The sequence below is a fragment of the Pseudomonas oleovorans subsp. oleovorans genome, assembly GCF_002197815.1.
Lineage (GTDB): Bacteria > Pseudomonadota > Gammaproteobacteria > Pseudomonadales > Pseudomonadaceae > Aquipseudomonas > Aquipseudomonas oleovorans.
On the sequence record NZ_NIUB01000010.1, the window covers coordinates 67,793 to 87,555 of the forward strand.

16 protein-coding genes and 1 pseudogene are annotated in these 19,763 nt (G+C 63.0%); 12 read left to right on the plus strand and 5 right to left on the minus strand.

All coding sequences use genetic code 11. From position 1 onward, the window contains the following. The first annotated feature begins 33 nt into the window (after positions 1–33). The 6 genes from murC (at position 34) to lpxC (ending at position 6,764) form a co-directional block, all read left to right on the plus strand. A complete protein-coding gene (gene murC / locus PSOLE_RS08030; protein WP_217639416.1) occupies positions 34–1,434 on the plus strand; it encodes a UDP-N-acetylmuramate--L-alanine ligase in 1,401 nt (466 codons plus the stop codon). Continuing rightward, positions 1,431–2,372 (plus strand): D-alanine--D-alanine ligase, encoded by a 942-nt coding sequence (locus tag PSOLE_RS08035; protein WP_074855515.1) that lies wholly within the window; start codon positions 1,431–1,433, stop codon positions 2,370–2,372. The genes murC and PSOLE_RS08035 overlap by 4 nt, the downstream gene beginning before the upstream one ends. 3 nt (positions 2,373–2,375) lie before the next feature. Further along, entirely contained in the window at positions 2,376–3,242 is an 867-nt protein-coding gene (locus tag PSOLE_RS08040) for a cell division protein FtsQ/DivIB (RefSeq protein ID WP_017678972.1), read from the plus strand. Between the two features lie 15 nt (positions 3,243–3,257). Further along, positions 3,258–4,505: a cell division protein FtsA gene (ftsA, locus tag PSOLE_RS08045; RefSeq protein ID WP_017678973.1), complete on the plus strand. Its 1,248-nt coding sequence runs from the start codon at positions 3,258–3,260 to the stop codon at positions 4,503–4,505. 42 nt (positions 4,506–4,547) lie between these two features. Then, complete coding sequence (gene ftsZ, locus PSOLE_RS08050) at positions 4,548–5,741, plus strand: cell division protein FtsZ (protein ID WP_017678974.1); 1,194 nt, start codon at positions 4,548–4,550, stop codon at positions 5,739–5,741. A gap of 111 nt (positions 5,742–5,852) precedes the next feature. Next, positions 5,853–6,764, plus strand: a complete 912-nt coding sequence (gene lpxC / locus PSOLE_RS08055; protein ID WP_017678975.1) for a UDP-3-O-acyl-N-acetylglucosamine deacetylase — start codon at positions 5,853–5,855, stop codon at positions 6,762–6,764. Positions 6,765–6,918: 154 nt separating this feature from the next. On the opposite strand, the gene PSOLE_RS08060 is transcribed toward lpxC, so the two are convergent. Next, positions 6,919–7,374 (minus strand): DUF721 domain-containing protein, encoded by a 456-nt coding sequence (locus PSOLE_RS08060; RefSeq protein ID WP_003459346.1) that lies wholly within the window; start codon positions 7,372–7,374, stop codon positions 6,919–6,921. 78 nt (positions 7,375–7,452) lie between these two features. Here PSOLE_RS08060 and PSOLE_RS08065 point away from each other — a divergent pair, with 78 nt between their 5' ends. From PSOLE_RS08065 to PSOLE_RS08090, 6 genes are all read left to right on the plus strand, one after another. Then, complete coding sequence (locus PSOLE_RS08065; RefSeq protein WP_003459348.1) at positions 7,453–8,373, plus strand: M23 family metallopeptidase; 921 nt, start codon at positions 7,453–7,455, stop codon at positions 8,371–8,373. A 236-nt stretch (positions 8,374–8,609) separates the two neighbouring features. Next, entirely contained in the window at positions 8,610–11,345 is a 2,736-nt protein-coding gene (secA, locus tag PSOLE_RS08070; RefSeq protein ID WP_074855518.1) for a preprotein translocase subunit SecA, read from the plus strand. Between the two features lie 159 nt (positions 11,346–11,504). After that, a complete protein-coding gene (argJ, locus tag PSOLE_RS08075; protein WP_074855522.1) occupies positions 11,505–12,722 on the plus strand; it encodes a bifunctional glutamate N-acetyltransferase/amino-acid acetyltransferase ArgJ in 1,218 nt (405 codons plus the stop codon). Positions 12,723–12,854: 132 nt separating this feature from the next. Next, positions 12,855–13,487: a glutathione S-transferase family protein gene (locus PSOLE_RS08080; RefSeq protein WP_074855525.1), complete on the plus strand. Its 633-nt coding sequence runs from the start codon at positions 12,855–12,857 to the stop codon at positions 13,485–13,487. Further along, on the plus strand, positions 13,484–14,434 hold the full coding sequence (locus PSOLE_RS08085) for a Nudix family hydrolase (RefSeq protein WP_074855527.1): 951 nt from the start codon (positions 13,484–13,486) through the stop codon (positions 14,432–14,434). The genes PSOLE_RS08080 and PSOLE_RS08085 overlap by 4 nt, the downstream gene beginning before the upstream one ends. A gap of 103 nt (positions 14,435–14,537) precedes the next feature. After that, entirely contained in the window at positions 14,538–14,993 is a 456-nt protein-coding gene (locus PSOLE_RS08090) for an REP-associated tyrosine transposase (protein WP_074855529.1), read from the plus strand. A 104-nt stretch (positions 14,994–15,097) separates the two neighbouring features. Here the strand turns inward: PSOLE_RS08090 and PSOLE_RS08095 are convergent, their stop codons facing one another. From PSOLE_RS08095 to PSOLE_RS08110, 4 genes and pseudogenes are all read right to left on the minus strand, one after another. Continuing rightward, positions 15,098–15,673, minus strand: a complete 576-nt coding sequence (locus PSOLE_RS08095; protein WP_074855531.1) for a cob(I)yrinic acid a,c-diamide adenosyltransferase — start codon at positions 15,671–15,673, stop codon at positions 15,098–15,100. 3 nt (positions 15,674–15,676) lie between these two features. Beyond that, positions 15,677–17,695, minus strand: coding sequence for a HAMP domain-containing sensor histidine kinase (locus PSOLE_RS08100; RefSeq protein ID WP_074855533.1), 2,019 nt, complete (start codon positions 17,693–17,695; stop codon positions 15,677–15,679). A gap of 125 nt (positions 17,696–17,820) precedes the next feature. After that, entirely contained in the window at positions 17,821–18,732 is a 912-nt protein-coding gene (locus PSOLE_RS08105; protein WP_039964328.1) for a putative 2-dehydropantoate 2-reductase, read from the minus strand. Beyond that, a pseudogene (locus tag PSOLE_RS08110) lies at positions 18,729–19,694 on the minus strand (response regulator); the annotation flags it as partial. The gene PSOLE_RS08105 and the pseudogene PSOLE_RS08110, both read right to left, overlap by 4 nt. Positions 19,695–19,763: the final 69 nt, after the last annotated feature.

Here is a 19,763-nt window from a genome sequence, read left to right on the forward strand (position 1 = left end):
TCTCCCGCTGCGGTCAAGGCCGAAGTGCGGCGCATGCGCCGTATCCGCCGCATCCATTTCGTCGGGATTGGTGGTGTGGGCATGTGCGGCATCGCCGAGGTGCTGCTCAACCTGGGTTATGAAGTATCCGGCTCCGATCTCAAGGCCTCGGCGGTGACCGAGCGCCTGGAAAGCTTCGGTGCGAAGATTTTCATCGGTCATGCTGCCGAGAACGCCGAGCAGGCCGACGTACTGGTGGTATCCAGCGCCGTCAACACCAGCAACCCGGAAGTCGCTACCGCCCTGGAGCGCCGCATTCCGGTGGTGCCGCGTGCCGAGATGCTCGCCGAGCTGATGCGCTACCGCCACGGCATCGCGGTGGCCGGCACCCACGGCAAGACCACTACCACCAGCCTGCTGGCCTCGGTGTTCGCCGCTGGCGGTCTCGATCCGACCTTCGTCATCGGTGGTCGCCTGAACGCCGCCGGCACCAATGCCCAGCTCGGCTCCAGCCGCTTCCTGATCGCCGAAGCCGACGAGAGCGACGCCAGCTTCCTGCACCTGCAGCCGATGGTCTCGGTGGTCACCAATATCGACGCCGACCACATGAGTACCTATGGCGGCGACTTCAACAGGCTGAAGAAGACCTTCATCGAGTTCCTGCACAACCTGCCGTTCTACGGCCTGGCCGTGCTCTGCGTGGATGATCCGGTGGTGCGCGAGCTGCTGCCGCAGGTTGGTCGTCCGACCGTGACCTACGGCTTTGCCGAAGACGCCGACGTGCGCGCGATCAATGTGCGCCAGGAAGGCATGCGTACCTATTTCACCGTGCTGCGCCCGGACTGCGAGCCGCTCGACGTGTCGGTGAACATGCCGGGCAACCACAACGTCCTCAATGCTTTGGCCACCATCGCCATCGCCACCGACGAAGGCATCGACGATGCCGCCATCGTCGCCGGGCTGTCGGGCTTCCAGGGTGTCGGCCGGCGCTTCCAGGTCTACGGCGAACTGCCGGTGGACGGTGGCAGCGTGATGCTGGTCGACGACTATGGCCATCACCCGCGTGAAGTGGCCGCGGTGATCAAGGCCGTACGCGGCGGCTGGCCGGAGCGTCGCCTGGTGATGGTCTACCAGCCGCACCGCTACAGCCGTACCCGCGATCTGTACGACGACTTCGTGCAGGTGCTCGGCGAAGCCAATGTGCTGCTGCTGGTAGAGGTCTACCCGGCTGGCGAAGAGCCGATTCCCGGTGCCGACAGCCGCCAGCTGTGTCACAGCATCCGTCAGCGTGGCCAGCTCGATCCGATCTATGTCGAGCGTGGCGCCGACCTGGCGCCGCTGCTCAAACCGCTGCTGCGTGCCGGCGACATCCTGCTGTGCCAGGGCGCGGGCGATATCGGCGCCGTGGCACCGCAACTGATCAAACACCCGCTGTTCGTGGGGGAGTCGAAATGAGTTTGCACAGTACCCTCGATCCCAAGGCCTTCGGCCGCGTCGCCGTGCTGTTCGGCGGCAAGAGCGCCGAGCGCGAGGTGTCGCTGAAATCCGGCAACGCGGTGCTCAGCGCCCTGCAGGCGGGCGGTGTGGATGCCTTCGGCATCGACGTGGGGGATGATTTCCTGCAGCGCCTTGCCAGCGAGAAGATCGACCGCGCCTTTATCGTGCTGCACGGCCGCGGTGGCGAAGATGGCTCCATGCAGGGCCTGCTCGAGTGCGCCGGCATCCCCTACACCGGCAGCGGCATCCTCGCCTCGGCGCTGGCCATGGACAAGCTGCGCACCAAGCAGGTCTGGCACAGCCTCGGCCTGCCGACGCCGCGCCACGCCGTGCTGACCTCGCGGGCTGACTGCGAGGCTGCTGCCACCGAACTGGGCTTCCCGCTGATCGTCAAACCGGCGCATGAAGGGTCCAGTATCGGTATGGCCAAGGTCGACAGCGTCGAGGCGCTGATCGCTGCCTGGCAGGACGCCGCGCGCTACGACAGCCAGGTGCTGGTCGAGCAGTGGATCGCCGGCCCCGAATACACCATCGCCGTGCTGCGTGGCCAAGTGCTGCCGCCCATTGGCCTGGGCACGCCGCATACCTTCTACGACTACGACGCCAAGTACCTGGCCGATGACACCCAGTACCGCATTCCCTGCGGCCTCTCGGCCGAGAAAGAGGCGGAACTGAAAGAACTGACTGCGCGTGCCTGTGAGGCTGTGGGTACTCAGGGCTGGGCGCGCGCCGACGTGATGCAGGATGCCAGCGGCCAGTTCTGGCTGTTGGAAGTGAACACCGTGCCGGGCATGACCGATCACAGCCTGGTGCCGATGGCCGCGCGTGCTGCCGGTCTGGATTTCCAGCAACTGGTGCTGGCGATCCTGGCTGACAGCGTCGAGGCGAGGGGTTAAGCGATGAGCATCGCTCTGCGTCATCAGGACTCGCTGAGGGCTCCGCAACGCGGCAAGCCCGCGCCGCGTGGCGCCAGCCGTCTGGTGGCCAAGGAGCCGATGCGTCTGCGCATGCCCAAGGCGGATTTCTCCTGGGTGGGACGGCTGCTCTGGCCGCTGCTGCTGGTTGGTCTGGGCTTTGGCGCCTACGAGGGGGCGTTGCGTCTGCTGCCCTACGCCGACCGCCCGATCGCCCGCATCAGCGTGCAGGGTGATCTGGCTTATGTCAGTCAGCAGGCGGTGCAGCGGCGGATCGCGCCGTATATCGAGGCGAGCTTCTTCAGCGCCGACCTGCGCGGTATGCGCGAGGAGCTCGAGCGCATGCCCTGGATCGCCCATGCCGAAGTGCGTCGTGTCTGGCCGGATCAGATCGACGTGCGTCTGGAGGAACAACTGCCCATCGCCCGTTGGGGCGACGAGGCGCTGCTCAACAACCAGGGTCAGGCGTTCGCGCCACAGGAGCTGGACAACTACCAGCATCTGCCGCAGCTGTCCGGCCCAAAGCGGGCACAGCCGAAGGTGATGCAGCAGTACCAGATGCTCAGCCAACTGCTGCGGCCGATGGGCTTCACCGTGGTCGGGCTGCAGTTGCGCGAGCGCGGCAGCTGGTTCCTCTCGGCCACCGAGAACGCCAGCGGCCAGCGCATCGACATCCTGCTGGGACGTGATCACGTGGTGGAAAAAATGCGTCGTTTCGCCGCCATCTATGAGCGGGAACTGATCGATCAGAGCGCGAACATCGCGCGCATCGACCTGCGTTATGCCAACGGCCTGGCCGTGGCCTGGCGTGAGCCGGTGGAGCCGGCTGCGGCCGAGCAGAAAGTGAATTGAGGAGAGGCTGGACTAATGAATAGCGCGCAGAGCGGCAAGATGATCGTTGGCCTGGACATCGGCACCTCCAAGGTGGTGGCGCTGGTGGGCGAGGTGACGGCCGACGGCCAGCTGGAAATCGTCGGTATCGGCACCCATCCGTCGCGCGGGCTGAAGAAGGGCGTGGTGGTCAATATCGAGTCCACCGTGGCCTCGATCCAGCGCGCGGTGGAAGAGGCGCAGCTGATGGCGGGTTGCCGCATTCACTCGGCGTTCGTCGGGGTGGCCGGCAATCACATCCGCAGCCTGAACAGCCACGGTATCGTCGCCATCCGTGATCGTGAAGTGAGCCCGGCCGACATCGAGCGCGTGCTCGACGCCGCGCAGGCCGTGGCCATCCCGGCGGATCAGCGCGTACTGCACACCCTGGCCCAGGATTACGTGATCGATAACCAGGAGGGCGTGCGCGAGCCGCTGGGCATGTCCGGCGTGCGCCTGGAGGCCAAGGTGCACGTGGTCACCTGCGCTGTGAATGCCGCGCAGAACATCGAGAAGTGCGTGCGCCGCTGCGGCCTGGAAGTCGACGACATCATCCTCGAGCAGCTTGCGTCCGCTTATTCGGTACTGACCGAGGACGAGAAGGAACTGGGCGTGTGCCTGGTGGACATCGGCGGTGGCACCACCGATATCGCCATCTTCACCGAAGGCGCGATTCGCCACACCGCGGTGATCCCGATTGCCGGTGACCAGGTCACTAACGACATCGCCATGGCCCTGCGTACGCCGACTCAGTACGCCGAGGAAATCAAGATCCGCTACGCCTGCGCCCTGGCCAAGCTGGCCGGCGCCGGCGAAACCATCAAGGTGCCGAGCGTCGGTGATCGCCCGCCGCGCGACCTCTCGCGCCAGTCCCTGGCCGAAGTGGTCGAGCCGCGTTACGACGAGCTGTTCACCCTGGTGCAGGCCGAGCTGCGCCGCAGCGGCTACGAAGACCTGATTCCGGCCGGCATCGTCATGACTGGCGGCACGGCGAAGATGGAAGGCGCGGTGGAACTGGCCGAGGAAATTTTCCACATGCCGGTTCGACTGGGCGTACCGCACAGCGTCAAGGGCATGGGCGACGTGGTGCGCAACCCGATTTATTCCACCGGTGTGGGCTTGCTGTTGTATGGGCTGCAGAAGCAGAACGACGGCATTTCCATGTCGGTGGGCAGTCCTTACCAGGACGAAAACAAAACCCCGGTACTCGAACGCATCAAGCGTTGGGTGCAAGGCAATTTCTAAATTTGCAGTAGGCGTTACAACTAGAAAGGAAGGAGAGGGATCATGTTCGAACTAGTAGATAACATTCCGCAAAGCGCGGTTATCAAAGTAATCGGTGTCGGTGGTGGCGGCGGCAACGCAGTCAATCACATGGCGGTCAGCAACATCGAGGGCGTCGAGTTCATCTGCGCCAACACCGATGCGCAGGCGCTGAAGAACATCGGCGCGCGTACCGTGCTGCAGCTCGGCCCGGGCGTGACCAAAGGCCTGGGTGCTGGCGCCAATCCGGAGGTCGGTCGTCAGGCCGCGCTGGAAGATCGCGAGCGCATCGCTGAAGTGCTGCAAGGCACTGACATGGTGTTCATCACCACCGGCATGGGTGGCGGTACCGGTACTGGCGCTGCGCCAGTGATCGCCGAAGTGGCCAAGGAAATGGGCATCCTCACCGTGGCCGTGGTCACCCGCCCGTTCCCGTTCGAGGGCAAGAAGCGCATGGTCATCGCCGATGAGGGCATCCGTGCGCTGTCCGAGAGCGTCGACTCGCTGATCACCATCCCCAACGAAAAGCTGCTGACCATCCTCGGCAAGGACGCCAGCCTGCTGTCCGCCTTCGCCAAGGCTGACGACGTGCTGGCCGGCGCCGTGCGCGGTATTTCCGACATCATCAAGCGTCCGGGCATGATCAACGTCGACTTCGCCGACGTGAAAACCGTGATGAGCGAAATGGGCATGGCGATGATGGGCACCGGCTGCGCCAGCGGTCCGAACCGTGCGCGTGAAGCCACTGAAGCGGCCATCCGCAACCCGCTGCTGGAAGACGTCAACCTGCAGGGTGCGCGCGGCATTCTGGTGAACATCACTGCCGGTCCGGACCTGTCGCTGGGTGAGTACTCCGACGTGGGTAACATCATCGAACAGTTCGCTTCCGAGCACGCCACCGTCAAGGTCGGCACCGTGATCGACGCCGACATGCGCGACGAACTGCACGTCACCGTGGTCGCTACCGGCCTCGGCGCGCGCATGGAGAAGCCGGTCAAGGTGGTCGACAACACCGTTCAGGTCGCCGTCAGCCAGCCGGTTGCCCAGCAGCCTGCCGCGCAGCCGCGCAGCGAGCAGTCGGTCAACTACAAGGACTACGAGCGTCCCACCGTGCAGCGCCAGAGCCATGGCGGTGCGGCCACTGCAGCCAAGCTCAATACCCAGGATGACCTCGATTACCTGGATATTCCGGCTTTCCTGCGTCGCCAGGCTGATTGATGGAATTTATCAGGAGTATATGGGTGATTGGTGTTCAGCAAAGGTCGGTTCTGCTATCATTCCCGACCATTGTTGAAAACAGTTCGCAACTAGCGATATAGCGGCCAAGCCATGATCAGACAACGCACCCTGAAGAACATCATCCGTGCCACCGGCGTTGGCCTGCATTCGGGGGAGAAGGTTTACCTGACCCTGAAGCCGGCTCCGGTGGACAGCGGTATCGTGTTTCGTCGTACCGACCTCGACCCCGTCGTGGAAATCCGCGCGCTGGCCGGGAATGTCGGTGAAACCACCATGTCGACCACGTTGATCAATGGTGATGTCAAGGTGGATACGGTAGAGCACCTGCTTTCGGCCATGGCAGGCCTGGGCATCGATAACGCCTACGTCGAGCTCTCCGCGTCCGAAGTACCGATCATGGATGGCAGTGCTGGTCCCTTCGTATTCCTGATTCAATCCGCTGGCCTGCAGGAGCAGGAAGCGCCGAAGAAGTTCATCCGCATCCTGCGTGAGGTAACGGTGGAGGAGGGCGACAAGCGCGCCACCTTCATACCTTTCGACGGCTTCAAGGTGAGCTTCGAGATCGACTTCGATCACCCCGTGTTCCGCAATCGTACGCAGAGCGCCAGTGTGGATTTCTCCAGCACGTCTTTCGTCAAGGAAGTCAGCCGGGCCCGCACCTTCGGCTTCATGCGTGACATCGAGTTCCTGCGTTCGCAGAACCTGGCACTCGGTGGCAGTGTGGAAAACGCCATCGTGGTCGACGAATATCGTGTGCTCAACGAAGACGGCCTGCGTTACGAGGACGAATTCGTCAAACACAAGATTCTCGATGCCATCGGCGATCTGTACCTGCTGGGTAACAGCCTGATCGGCGAGTTCAAAGGCTTCAAGTCGGGTCACGCGCTGAACAATCGTTTGCTGCGCACGTTGATCGAACAGACCGATGCCTGGGAAATGGTGACCTTCGAGGACGCCAAGCTCGCACCGATCTCTTACATGCGCCCTGTTGCGGCGGTGTAAGCGCACTCTCTTTCCAGCTTCAATTGAGGCCACCTTCGGGTGGCCTTTTTTATGATCGGTCGCTCAGTGGAGTGGGATTTGAGGCGATCGTCTCTGGCGCCATTTGTCTGGCACCTGCGTCGAAACGAGTTTTACCGACGAGCGGAGCGGGGGCTTATTGGTCTTTCTGCGTATGACTGGCCAGGCGCTCGAGTGCCGCGCGTAGCCTGGGGTCGCTGATGCCTTCGGCCGTTGCCTGGATGCTTTGTGCGGCGCAATTGGACAAGTGCAAGGTGCGACCGGTTCCACGATTCTGGCCGCCTTGAGGTTGCACCTTGAACATGATTTTCGTTAAGGTCGCGAATTCTTCGAGTGCCTGTAGTTGTCGTTGCAGTCTTCTTTGCTGATAACGCAGGCGTGTTGCCCAGTGGCCATCGGTCACGATCAATAGCAAGCAGCCGTCGCGCCAGGACGCTACATGGCAGTGTTCCCGGGCAGCAGGCTGCAGCTGGCTATCGACAAGACGCTGCAGGTGGGTAAGGCGTTGCGCCTGACCGAACAGCGCTTTCAGGGGCTTGGCTTCGCGTAACAGCTTAGCGGGTGCCTGGGCCGGCAAGGGACGAAACGTCATGGCAGGAAGCCTTAAATTGCAGAGCCGTCATGGTAGCAGAGCGTGCTGCCGGCCTGTGTTCTGCGAAAAGGGGAAGCCATGCATATCATCTTGCTCAACAGCCGTCACGGTTCGGCGCGAACGATCAATCTGGACCTGCGCTGGTTGCTGCTGTCGGCTGTCCTGCTGCTGGTCCTGAGCCTTGCTGCCGGTGCTGCGATGGGCGCCAAGTGGTTGACTGCCGAGCCGGTGGTCGACACCTCGCTGGTCGAAGCGCTCGACCAGCAGCGCGAACAGGTCGGCGCCGTGCGCCAGGACGCGCAACGTCAGCTCGACGCATTTGCCGTACACGTGGCGGATTTGCAGGCGCGCCTCACCCGTCTCGATGCCCTGGGTGAGCGCCTCACCGAACTGGCGGAACTGGACGCCGGTGAGTTCGACTTCTCCCTCAGTGTCGGTCAGGGCGGAGCGGAAGATCCGCTGGGGGCTTCGGCCTATGCGCCGCCGCCTTTCATGAACGCCCTGGATGAGCTGGCACTGCGCGTGGAGAGTCGCGAGCAGCAGTTGGAAGTGCTGGAGCAACTGCTTGGCGAGCTCCGCCTGAGTGAAGCGGAAACACTGTCTGGTCGTCCGGTTTTGCAAGGTTATGTGTCGTCACCTTTCGGCCGTCGTGTACACCCGCTGACCGGCCGCGCCAGTGTCCACAAGGGCATCGATTTCGCGGCCAAACCTGGCAGTGACGTGGTTTCGGTTGCCGCTGGTGTAGTGACCTTTTCCGGCAGGAAGAACGGCTACGGCAATACCGTGGAAGTCAGCCATGCCGATGGCTACGTCACGCTCTATGCGCACAACCAGAGCAATACCGTGCAGATCGGTGATCTGGTGCAGCGTGGCCAGACCATTGCAAAGGTCGGTCGCAGTGGGCGCTCCACCGGTTATCACGTGCATTTCGAGGTCAGCAAGGATGGCCGGCAGGTCAACCCGTCGCTGTATATCGCACGTGCCAGTGGCGTCGAGTGAGCGGTTTTCGCGCCGCCCTTGAATTGCCAGTATTGAGCCTCATATAAAATATTACGCCGTGTACCTGGTTCTCCGGGGATACCCGGTTTGCGCCATCACACGGCAGCAATGGGCTGACAACGTCACTTTCCTCCCCGGCTTTTCCGGGTAGAATGCCCCCTTCGCCCGCAGCCATGCCGGCTGCCAGGTCGCGATTTGCGCCGACCTCCATCCATTCGCCGGAAGACCCTGTCGATATGTTTGCGCCTCTGTTGAAAAAACTTTTCGGAAGCAAGAATGAGCGTGAAGTAAAGCGTATGCTCAAGACGGTGCAGGCCGTCAACGCCCTCGAAGAGCAGATGATCGCCCTCTCGGACGAGCAACTGCGTGGCAAGACCGAAGAGTTCAAGGGGCGTCTGGCTCAGGGCGAAACCCTCGACAAGCTGCTTCCCGAAGCCTTTGCCGTGGCCCGTGAGGCCGGTAAGCGGGTGATGGGCATGCGCCATTTCGATGTGCAGCTGATCGGCGGCATGACCCTGCACGAAGGCAAGATCGCCGAGATGCGTACCGGTGAGGGCAAGACCCTGGTAGGTACCCTGGCGGTCTACCTCAACGCATTGTCCGGCAAGGGCGTGCATGTGGTCACGGTCAACGAATACCTGGCCCGTCGTGACGCCAACTGGATGCGTCCGCTGTACGAGTTCCTCGGCCTGACCGTGGGTATCGTCACCCCCTTTCAGCCGCCGGAAGAGAAGCGCGCCGCGTATGCCGCCGATATCACCTACGGCACCAACAACGAATTCGGTTTCGACTACCTGCGCGACAACATGGCCTTCAGCCTGGAAGACAAGTTCCAGCGTGAGCTGAATTTCGCCGTGATCGACGAAGTCGACTCCATCCTCATCGACGAAGCGCGTACCCCGCTGATCATTTCCGGTCAGGCCGAAGACAGCTCCAAGCTGTACATCGAGATCAACAAGCTGATCCCGCGCCTCAAGCAGCACATCGAGGAAGAGGAAGGCGTGGTGACTCAGGAAGGTCACTACAAGATCGACGAGAAATCGCGTCAGGTCGAGCTCAACGAAGCCGGCCACCAGTACGTCGAGGAGATGCTCACCGCTGCCGGTCTGCTGGCCGAAGGTGAAAGCCTCTATTCCGCGCACAACCTCGGTCTGCTGACTCACGTTTACGCCGGCCTGCGTGCGCACAAGCTGTTCCATCGCAATGTCGAGTACATCGTGCAGAACGGCCAGGTGATCCTGATCGACGAACACACCGGTCGTACCATGCCGGGTCGCCGCCTCTCCGAGGGCCTGCACCAGGCCATCGAAGCGAAGGAGGGGGTGAACATTCAGGCCGAGAGCCAGACCCTGGCTTCGACCACTTTCCAGAACTACTTCCGTCTCTACAACAAGCTGTCCGGCATGACCGGTACCGCCGATACCGAGGCTTTCGAGTTCCGCCAGATCTATGGTCTGGACGTGATGGTGATCCCGACCAACAAGCCGGTTGCGCGCAAGGACTTCAACGATCTGGTCTATCTGACCCAGGAAGAGAAGTACCAGGCGATCATCGCCGACATCAAGGAGTGCCAGGCTCAGGGCCGTCCGGTGCTGGTGGGTACCGCAACCATCGAAACCTCCGAATACGTCAGCCAGCTGCTGAATAAGGAAGGCATCGAGCACAAGGTGCTCAACGCCAAGTTCCATGACAAGGAAGCCGAGATCATCGCCCAGGCTGGTCGTCCGGGTGCGCTGACCATCGCTACCAACATGGCCGGTCGTGGTACCGACATCCTTCTTGGCGGCAACTGGGAAGTGGAAGTTGCGGCACTGGAGAACCCGACCGACGAGCAGATCGCGCAGATCAAGGCCGAGTGGCAGAAGCGCCATCAGCAGGTGATCGAAGCTGGCGGCCTGCACGTGATCGCCTCCGAGCGCCACGAATCGCGGCGTATCGACAACCAGCTGCGCGGTCGTGCCGGCCGTCAGGGTGACCCGGGTTCCAGCCGCTTCTACCTGTCGCTGGAAGACAACCTGATGCGCATCTTCGCCTCGGATCGGGTGAAGAACTTCATGAAGGCCCTCGGCATGCAGTCCGGCGAGGCCATCGAGCACCGCATGGTCACCAACGCCATCGAGAAGGCCCAGCGCAAGGTCGAGGGCCGCAACTTCGACATGCGCAAGCAACTGCTCGAATTCGACGACGTGGCCAACGAGCAGCGCAAGGTGATCTACCACATGCGCAACAGCCTGCTGGCTGCCGAGAGCGTTGGCGACACCATCGCCGAGTTCCGCGAGGAAGTGCTGACCGCAGCGATCAACAGCCATATCCCGCCGCAGTCGATGCCGGAGCAGTGGGACGTGGCTGGCCTGGAAGCCACCCTGCAGAGCGACTTCGGCATCAAGCTGCCGATCCAGCAGTGGCTGGACGAAGATGACAAGCTGTACGAAGAAACCCTGCGTGAGCGCATCCTTGTCGAGCTGCTGGCTGCGTACAACGAGAAGGAGACCCAGGCCAGCGCCGAAGCCCTGCGTACCTTCGAGAAGCAGATTCTGCTGCGCGTGCTGGATGACCTGTGGAAAGATCACTTGTCGACCATGGACCACCTGCGCCACGGCATCCACCTGCGCGGATACGCGCAGAAGAACCCGAAACAGGAATACAAGCGCGAGTCCTTCGCCCTGTTCCAGGAGCTGCTGGAGTCGATCAAGCGCGACACCATCCGCGTGCTCAGTCATGTTCAGGTCCGTCGCGAAGATCCGGCCGAAGAAGAAGCCCGACTGCGTCGCGAGGCTGAAGCGATGGCCGAGCGCATGCAGTTCCAGCACGCTGACGCTTCGGCCCTGGCGGCTGAAGAGAGCAATGGCGAAGAGGGCGACGTCGCTGTGGCTGCAGCGCCAGTACGCGCCGAGCCGAAGGTCGGTCGCAACGAACCGTGCCCCTGCGGCTCGGGCAAGAAGTACAAGCACTGCCACGGTCAGATCGGCTGATCATGGCAGGTGCGCGCCGCTGAAGGCGCTTGCAGTAGAGAGGGCTTCGGCTATGCTGTCGCCGCCCTCGATGACGCCGCGACGGCCCTGCCGTTCGCGGCGTTTTACTATCTTTCAGACCGCTTGGCGGTCGGCAACGTCTCACAAGGAGCTCACCTTATGGCTGTTGGTCTTGGCCCGCTGTCTACCCTGCACCCGGTTCCCGGTTTCGAGCTGGGCATCGCCTCGGCCGGCATCAAGCGTCCCGGGCGCAAGGATGTGGTGGTGATGCGCTGCGCCGAAGGTTCGCGGATCGCCGGGGTGACCACCACCAACGCCTTCTGCGCGGCGCCGGTACTGATTACCCGCGAGCGCCTGGGTGGTGAAGTGCGTTATCTGCTGACCAATACCGGCAATGCCAACGCCGGTACCGGCGCCGATGGTCTGGCCCGTGCGCGCCGTGCCTGTGCGCGTCTGGCCGAGCTGACCGGTGTAACTGAAAGCGCCGTGCTGCCGTTCTCCACCGGTGTGATCGGCGAGCCGCTGCCGGTGGAGAAGATCGAATCCGCGCTGCAGGCCGCGCTGGATGATCTCAAGGCTGACAACTGGGAAGCTGCCGCCACCGGCATCATGACCACCGACACCCTGCCCAAGGGCGCCAGCCGGCAGTTCCAGCACGATGGCGTCACCGTCACCGTGACCGGCATTTCCAAGGGCGCCGGCATGATCCGGCCGAACATGGCCACCATGCTCGGCTACATCGCCACCGACGCCAAGGTCGCGCAGGGCGTGCTGCAGGATCTGGTGCGTGACGCGGCGAACAAGTCGTTCAACCGCATTACCATCGACGGCGATACTTCTACCAACGACTGCTGCATGCTGATCGCTACCGGGCAGGCGGCCCTGGCGGAAATCACCGAGGCCTCCGGCGAGTTGTTCGCCAAGCTCAAGCAGGCCGTGTTCGAGGTATTCATGGAGGTGGCGCAGGCCATTGTCCGTGACGGTGAGGGCGCGACCAAGTTCGTCACCGTGCAGGTCAACGGTGGCGGCACGCATCAGGAATGTCTGGACGTGGCTTACGCGGTGGCCCATTCGCCGCTGATCAAGACCGCGCTGTTCGCCTCCGACCCCAACTGGGGGCGTATCCTCGCGGCTGTCGGCTATGCTGGCGTACCGCAACTGGATGTGAGCAAGATCGACGTGTTTCTCGGCGAAGTCTGCATCGCCAGCAAGGGTTGCCGTGCGACCACCTACACCGAAGAGCAGGGTGCGGCGGTGATGGCTCGTGAGGAAATCACCATCCGTATCGAGCTGGGCCGCGGCACCTGCAGCGAGACCATCTGGACCACCGACCTGTCCCACGAGTACGTCAAGATCAACGCCGAATACCGCACCTGATTAGTCCCGGCCGTCCATTATTCCCGCGCCTCATGACCCCATGACGCGCGGGAATTTGCTATTCGGGGGGGCGGGCTTTTAACGTCGATCGACTTCGGGGTATTTCCAGGAACGTAGGCGAGGACGCGCGAGATGGCACTGCAACTGGTGATTGGCGACAAGAACTATTCATCCTGGTCGTTGCGCGCCGCTCTGGCGGTCGAGCTGGCCGGTGTGGAATGTGAGGAAGTGCTGGTGCGTCTGTATCAGCCTGACAGCCGTGTGCAACTGCTGCGTCATTCCCCCACCGGTAAGGTGCCTGTGCTGCTCACTGAACAGGGACCGGTGTGGGATTCCCTGGCGATAGCCGAATATCTGGCCGAGTGCTACCCCGAGGCGCAGCTGTGGCCGCAGGATCGCCAGGCCCGCGCCTTGGCGCGTAGTGTCTGTGCGGAGATGCACAGTGGCTTCAGCGCTCTGCGCAGCCACCTGCCGATGGATCTGGCGCGTGACAAGGCACTGACCGAGCTGCCGGACGCGGCGCAGGCGGATATCGATCGTATTTGCGCGATCTGGGCCGATTGCCGCGAGCGCTTCGCCACTTCAGGCAACTATCTGTTCGGTCAGGCCAGCATTGCCGATGCCTTCTATGCGCCGGTCGCCGCGCGTCTGCGCAGTTATCATGTGGCGCTACCGACAACGGCAGCGGCCTATGTCGAAACCATCTACCGCTGGCCGGCGTTCCGGCGCTGGTATCAGGCAGCATTGCAGGAGGTAAAGGGGTGAAGCGTGTGCATGTCGCAGCAGCGGTGATTCGGGGTGTCGATGGACGCATCCTGATCGCCAGGCGACCCGATGACAAACACCAGGGCGGTCTGTGGGAGTTTCCCGGCGGCAAGGTGGAGGACGGTGAGGCGGTGCGGGTTGCCCTCGATCGTGAACTGCAGGAGGAACTGGGCATTCGTCCGCAGGCTGCGCGCCCGTTGATCCAGATTCGTCATGATTACCCGGACAAGCAGGTGTTGCTGGACGTCTGGGAAGTCTCCGCCTTCAGTGGCGAGCCGCATGGTGCCGAGGGCCAGCCATTGGCCTGGGTCAGCGAACGGCAGTTGCTGGAGTACGAATTTCCCGCCGCCAACAAACCCATAGTCGCCGCCGCGCGCCTGCCCGAGCGTTACCTGATTACTCCGGACGGCCTGGAGCCGAGTGAGCTGCTTGCCGGCATCCGCAGTGCTCTGGCGCAGGGGGTAAGGCTGATTCAGCTGCGCGCGCCGAACATGTTCGACCCGCAATACCGCGACCTGGCTGTCGACGTGCAGGGCCTGTGTGCCGGCAAGGCGCAACTGATGCTCAAGGGACCGCTGGAGTGGCTGGGCGATTTTCCCGCGGCTGGCTGGCACCTGACGGCCGAACAGCTGCGCAAGTACGGCGCTGGCGGCCGCCCGTTCCCTGACGACCGCTGGTTGGCGGCGTCTTGCCATAATGCCGATGAGCTGGCGCTGGCCGCGCAGATGGGCGTGGACTTCGTCACCCTGTCCCCTGTGCAGGCGACCGCGACTCATCCCGAGGCGCAGCCGCTGGGCTGGGACGCCGCAAGCGAGATGTTGACCCATTGCAACCTGCCGGCATATCTGCTGGGTGGCGTAGGCCCGGCCGATATCGAACGTGCCTGGCAGGTTGGCGCCCAGGGCGTGGCCGGTATTCGCGCGTTCTGGCCGGCTAGCACCCTGTAGGAGCGAGCTCTGCTCGCGAACATCGGCGAGTCTAAGAAGCTTCGCGAGCAGAGCTCGCTCCTACGGTCTATACCTGAGGTTGCATGCAGGCAGGAGGCAAGGAATGCCCCATTACCATACGTCTCATCTGCGCAGCGGTCGTTTTTCTGAATCTGGCCGCATTTATTCGATTACAGCCGTTACCCACTGTAGACAACCTTGGTTTCACGACTTTTTTGTGGGACGGCTGCTGATCGACGAATTACGTCTTGCTGAGGAGCAAGACCTCGCCACCTCGTTGTGCTGGGTTGTGATGCCGGATCACTTTCACTGGTTGCTTCAACTGGGGCAGTGCGACTTGGAGAAGCTGTTGCAGCAGGTCAAGTCGCGCAGCGCCAAGGCAATCAATCAGCGCTTGCAACGCAGCGGTAAGGTCTGGCAGTCCGGCTACCATGACCGGGCTTTACGCCGGGAGGATGATGTACGTGACATCGCTCGTTATATCATCTCCAACCCGCTGCGGAGCGGCCTGGTAACGCAACTGGCCAATTATCCCTTGTGGGACGCCGTATTTCTGTAGGAGCGAGCTCTGCTCGCGAACATCGGCGAGTCTAAGAAGCTTTGCGAGCAGAGAACTAGGCGTCCCCCTCGCTCCTACCCTCCGTCTACATGTGAGGTCGCGAGCTACGGCTTGTCTGCCGCCTTCCACAGCACCTCGGCAATGCCCTGGCGCTTGGCGATCAGGCGGGCGGCGACGAACAGCAGGTCGGAGAGGCGGTTGACGTAGGCCAGGCCCTCACCACGTAGCGGCTCGACGGCGTTGAGGTGCTGGCAGCGGCGCTCGCTGCTGCGCGCGAGGGCGCGGCACACGTGGGCCTGGGCGATCAGCCTGGAGCCGCCAGGCAGGATGAAGTTTTCCAGTGGGCCGACCTCTTCGTTCCAGTTGTCGATGGCCGTCTCCAGGCGCTGCACTTCTACCTGCTGCAAGGCCTGGTACTCGGGCAATGCCAGTTCGCCCCCGAGATCGAACAGACGGTGCTGGCAGGGGCTCAGCACCTCGCTGATCTCCTTGAGTGCCGGCCAGGTCGTGGCGGCATCATCCAGTTCGGCGAGTAGCAGGCCGAGCTGACTGTTGAGCGTGTCCAGTTCGCCGATGGCCTCGATGCGTGGGTGATCCTTGCCGACCCGGCGGCCGTCGGCCAGCCCGGTTTCGCCTTTGTCGCCAGTGCGGGTGTAGATCTTCGAGAGGCGAAAGCCCATGTCTCAGAGTCCTGTGTGATCGGGCAGCGAGGCCAGCGGCAGGCGCAGGGTGAAACAGGTGCCCTGGCCTGGCGTCGAGTGCACTTCCATCTGCCCTTTGTGATTGTTGGTGATGATGAAGTAGGAGACCGCCAGGCCGAGTCCGGTGCCCTGGCCCACCTCCTTGGTGGTGAAGAAGGGTTCGAAGATGCGTTTGCGCACCGCCTCGCTCATGCCGGTGCCGTTGTCTTCCACTTGTACTTCTGCCCAGTTGCCGGCCTGCCGAGTGCGCAGGATGATGCGGCCGGGCTCGGTATCCTCGTCGCGCTGGTGAATGGCCTGGGCGGCGTTCTTCAGCAGGTTGAGCAGCACCTGCTCCAGTTCGTTGGCGGTGCCGGCCACAGGCCCCAGCAGCGGGTCGAACTGGCGCACGATCTCCAGGGTCTTGAAGTCGAAACTGTCGGTCAGGTCGAAGTCGTTACCGGCGATCTCCAGGGCTTGGTCGATCAGCGCCGGCAGATCGCAGGGCGATAGCTGGCGGTCGCTGCGGCGGCTGAAGCTGAGCATGTGGCTGACGATCTTGGCGGCGCGCTGGCCGGCCTGCTGGATGCCGTCGAGCAGGCGCGGTATCTCGCGTGCCTCCATGTAGTGCTCAATGGCTTCCAGGCTGACGCCGGCCTGTTCGGCCTGTTCGACATTCTTTTCCAGACCCGGCGACAGGCGCCGGCGGATGTTCTGCACGTTATGCAGGATGGCGCCGAGCGGGTTGTTGATTTCGTGCGCCATGCCCGCCGCCAGGCCGCCGACGGAGAGCATCTTCTCCGACTGCACCATCATTTCCTCCAGGGCCAGGCGCTGGGTGATGTCGTCGATACGGATCACCACGCCTCGGCCGGCGCCGCCCACCAGTGGGTAGAAGGTCAGGGCGTAATGGTGGGGCTCTTCGTCTTTGTGCCAGGTAACGCGCTCGATCTTCTCCACGCGATGCTGCTCGGCGGTGCGTTTGAGCTGCGCGAGAAAGGGTTTGAGTGGCGGGAAGGCGAGAAATATCGGTTGGTTCAGCGCCTCTTCCAGGCGCGTACCGGACAGGGCGCTGGCTTCCTGATTCCACTGCGTGACGTAGAGCTGTTCGTCGAGAGCGATCAGCGCCGAAGGCATGGAGTCGATGATGCTGTTGAGGTAGTTCTGAAAGCCGGTGAGTTTCTTCTCGATCTTGCTGCGCACCTGCACCTCCAGCTCCAACTTGCGGTTGGAGTGGCGGGTCTCCTCGGCCAGGCTCTGCGCCTGATCGAAGGCCTGCTGGGCGTCGTCGCGGGCACGCTTGAGCTGCTGCTCACGCGCTTCCATGCGCATCAGCATGGTGTTGAACGCATCGGCCAGGCTGCCGATCTCGTCCTGATTGCCGCGATTGGCGCGCAGCGCATAGTTCTCTTCGCGGGTGACCTGGCGTGACAGTTCTTCCAGACGGCGAATGGGTTTGGTCACCAGGCGTTTGATCTGCCTGGCCACCAGCAACCACAGCAGCACGCTGAACGCCAGAATCACCAGGCTGGCGGTCAGGGTGCCGGTATAGAAGGCACCAGGCAATTCGCTGGACGCCACCAGCAGCAGGGCGCCGGGGCGACCGCTGGGGTGGGGCAGATCGACCAGCAGGTTGGTGCGAAAGGCTGTTTCGCGCCAGTTCTGCAGCTGGCTCAGTTGCTGCGGTAGCTGCAGTTTTTCGCCGCGTTGCAGTTGTGCCAGGCTGTTGCCATTGCTGTCGTAGATAATCGCTGCACGCAGGGGCGCGTAATCGTCCAGGCGTTTGAGCAGGGCCTCGGCCGAGGCGGACGAGTGCAAGGCTTCCTTGCTCAGTGTCGGGCTGGCGATAAGCCGGCCGAGGGTGTGCAGGGCCTGTGGCGCCATGCTCTGCTGGGTGATCCAGTAGGCTGCGCTGATGAAAGCCAGATTGGCCACCAGCATCACGGCGGCGAGCAACACCAGCAGTGCGGCGAGCAGTTTGCGGCCCACTGGCAGGTTTTCGAGGCGCTGACGCAGTCTCATGAGGGTATCGTTGTGGCGAGTGAGGACGGCAGGTTAGCGCGGCTGTCAGGCCATTGCCTACTGCCTGTGTAGGGCGGGTGCTACCCGCCAAGCTGCGAGTGATGGGTTGCACCCGCCCTGCGTACTCAAGCGAGAGGCAAACCCCGTTCACGCAGGTGGCTCAGCAGGCGCTGCTGCAGATGCTGCAGGTGCGGCACATGCAGCTGATGACGCTGCGCCGCTGCGCAGGCGTAGCCAAGCAGATAGCTGATCTCGGTGCGACGTCCCTGTGCAACGTCCTGGTGCATGGAGGAGTAGTTCGCCGCAGTGGCGCTGATCACGCGCTGTACCTCTTCATGCAGATTCTCTGCGGCTGCGGGCTGGCCGCAGCGTTGCAGCAGCTCGTCGAGTTCGGCGCACAGGGTGGCGACTTCGGCAGGGTGCTCGGTCAGGCCACCATTGCGACAGTCGTGCAGTACGGTGAGCGGGTTGATCGCGCAGTTCAGCGCCAGCTTGCGCCACAGGCGCGTGAGGATATCCGGGCTCCACTGGTGAGCGATGCCCGCGCGCTGCAGCTCGTCCAGCCAGGTTGGTGGCTGGGGATCGCTCGGGTCACCCAGCCAGTTGTGGCCATTGCCGGCGAACACCACCTGAAAATCGGCGGGACGAAAAGCCCCTTCGGTGCTGGAGACGAACAGGCAACGTTGCTTGGGTAGGCGTTGGGCAACTTCATCCTGGCTGCCCAGGCCATTTTGCAACAGCAGCAGCTCGGCGCCCGGGGCAAGACGTCCGGCGATGGTCGCCACCGCGCTTTGCGCGTCATAGGCCTTGCAGGCCAGCAGCAGGCGATGGATGGGCGTGTCCGCTTGTGGCAATTCTGCAGGAATGGCGTACTGCATGGGCTGGCCCGCTTCGACCAACGTCAGGCCGCCGGCCTGGCGATAGGCTTCGAGGCGTTGCCGGTTGCGCAGGATCAGCCTGACTGGCAGGCCGGCACGGGCCAGGCGTGCTGCCCAGAGGCTGCCGAGACTGCCGGCGCCGAGGATGTGCCAGGTCACGGCAGAGGTAGGCGCATGGCTGCGACCCGGCCGCTGGCGTAAGACTCTGGTAGCAGATTCTGCGCATGCTGAATCAGTTGTTCGGTATCGGTGGGTAGCGCCTTGGCATCCAGACCGACCAGGCTGATGCCGGCTTTCAGCGTAATGAAACCTTCGCTGGTCTTGAACGCCTTGAAGTTGAGGCCTTCGTGCAGGCGCTTGAAGCTGCTCGGCGAGCACTCGTGCAGGTCTTCGAGCAGGGTGATAAGGCCGAAGTGGTTGTCATCCAGGCGCGTCAGCACGTCCAGTGGTCTGACAAGCTGCTGCAGACGTCGCGCGACGCCATGCAGCAGTTCGTTGAAGAAGCGGTCACCGTACTGGTTGCGCAGCTGACCGGCGTCCTGCAGGCCGATCAGCAGGTAGCACACGGCGCCGCCGCGCGATTCGATCTGGCGCAGGCTGTCGGTGAGCTTCTGGCGCAGATAGCGCGGGTTGCCCAGGCCGGTGAGTGGATCGACCAGATTGCGTCGCTCCAGGCTGGCGATGTTCTGCGTCAGCATGCGGTTTTCGTGAAGCAGGCGTTGCAGGGTGTTGCACAGGCGATCGGCGGCGTACACGCGTGGCACCAGTTGTTCGTTCATCGCCGCCTTGCTGATGAAGTCATCGACGCCGCGGTCGAAGGCTTCGCCCAGGACGTTTTCGCCTTCCTTGCCGGTCAGCAGGATGATGTAGGTGTAATGGTCGGCGGTCTCGTCCAGCTGACGCACCCGCGCGGTCAGTTCCAGTCCGTCGATCTCGGGCATCAGCCAGTCGGCCAGCAATACGCTGGCCGGGCGCTGCTCCAGCTGCTGCAGGGCTTCGCTGGCGCTGCTGGCAAAGCGCACGTCCTGGTAGCCAGCCTGGCTCAGTGCACGGCCAATCATGGCGCTGGAGAACTTGGCGTCGTCCACCACCAGGATGCTGAGATGGGGGTTGGGCATGGTACTGGCTCGCAGGCAGGAGGGAAGGACGCCAAACGGCGTTTATCAGACTGGTTATAATGAGGCCGCCAT

Coding starts and splice junctions, on each gene's coding strand:
- lpxC (WP_017678975.1), top strand. CDS start 5,853: ATGATCAGACAACGCACCCTGAAGAACATCATCCGTGCCACCGGCGTT.
- PSOLE_RS08100 (WP_074855533.1), bottom strand. CDS start 17,695: ATGAGACTGCGTCAGCGCCTCGAAAACCTGCCAGTGGGCCGCAAACTG.
- PSOLE_RS08080 (WP_074855525.1), top strand. CDS start 12,855: ATGGCACTGCAACTGGTGATTGGCGACAAGAACTATTCATCCTGGTCG.
- argJ (WP_074855522.1), top strand. CDS start 11,505: ATGGCTGTTGGTCTTGGCCCGCTGTCTACCCTGCACCCGGTTCCCGGT.
- PSOLE_RS08095 (WP_074855531.1), bottom strand. CDS start 15,673: ATGGGCTTTCGCCTCTCGAAGATCTACACCCGCACTGGCGACAAAGGC.
- murC (WP_217639416.1), top strand. CDS start 34: ATGCGCCGTATCCGCCGCATCCATTTCGTCGGGATTGGTGGTGTGGGC.
- PSOLE_RS08060 (WP_003459346.1), bottom strand. CDS start 7,374: ATGACGTTTCGTCCCTTGCCGGCCCAGGCACCCGCTAAGCTGTTACGC.
- PSOLE_RS08040 (WP_017678972.1), top strand. CDS start 2,376: ATGAGCATCGCTCTGCGTCATCAGGACTCGCTGAGGGCTCCGCAACGC.
- PSOLE_RS08090 (WP_074855529.1), top strand. CDS start 14,538: ATGCCCCATTACCATACGTCTCATCTGCGCAGCGGTCGTTTTTCTGAA.
- ftsA (WP_017678973.1), top strand. CDS start 3,258: ATGAATAGCGCGCAGAGCGGCAAGATGATCGTTGGCCTGGACATCGGC.
- ftsZ (WP_017678974.1), top strand. CDS start 4,548: ATGTTCGAACTAGTAGATAACATTCCGCAAAGCGCGGTTATCAAAGTA.
- PSOLE_RS08035 (WP_074855515.1), top strand. CDS start 1,431: ATGAGTTTGCACAGTACCCTCGATCCCAAGGCCTTCGGCCGCGTCGCC.
- secA (WP_074855518.1), top strand. CDS start 8,610: ATGTTTGCGCCTCTGTTGAAAAAACTTTTCGGAAGCAAGAATGAGCGT.
- PSOLE_RS08065 (WP_003459348.1), top strand. CDS start 7,453: ATGCATATCATCTTGCTCAACAGCCGTCACGGTTCGGCGCGAACGATC.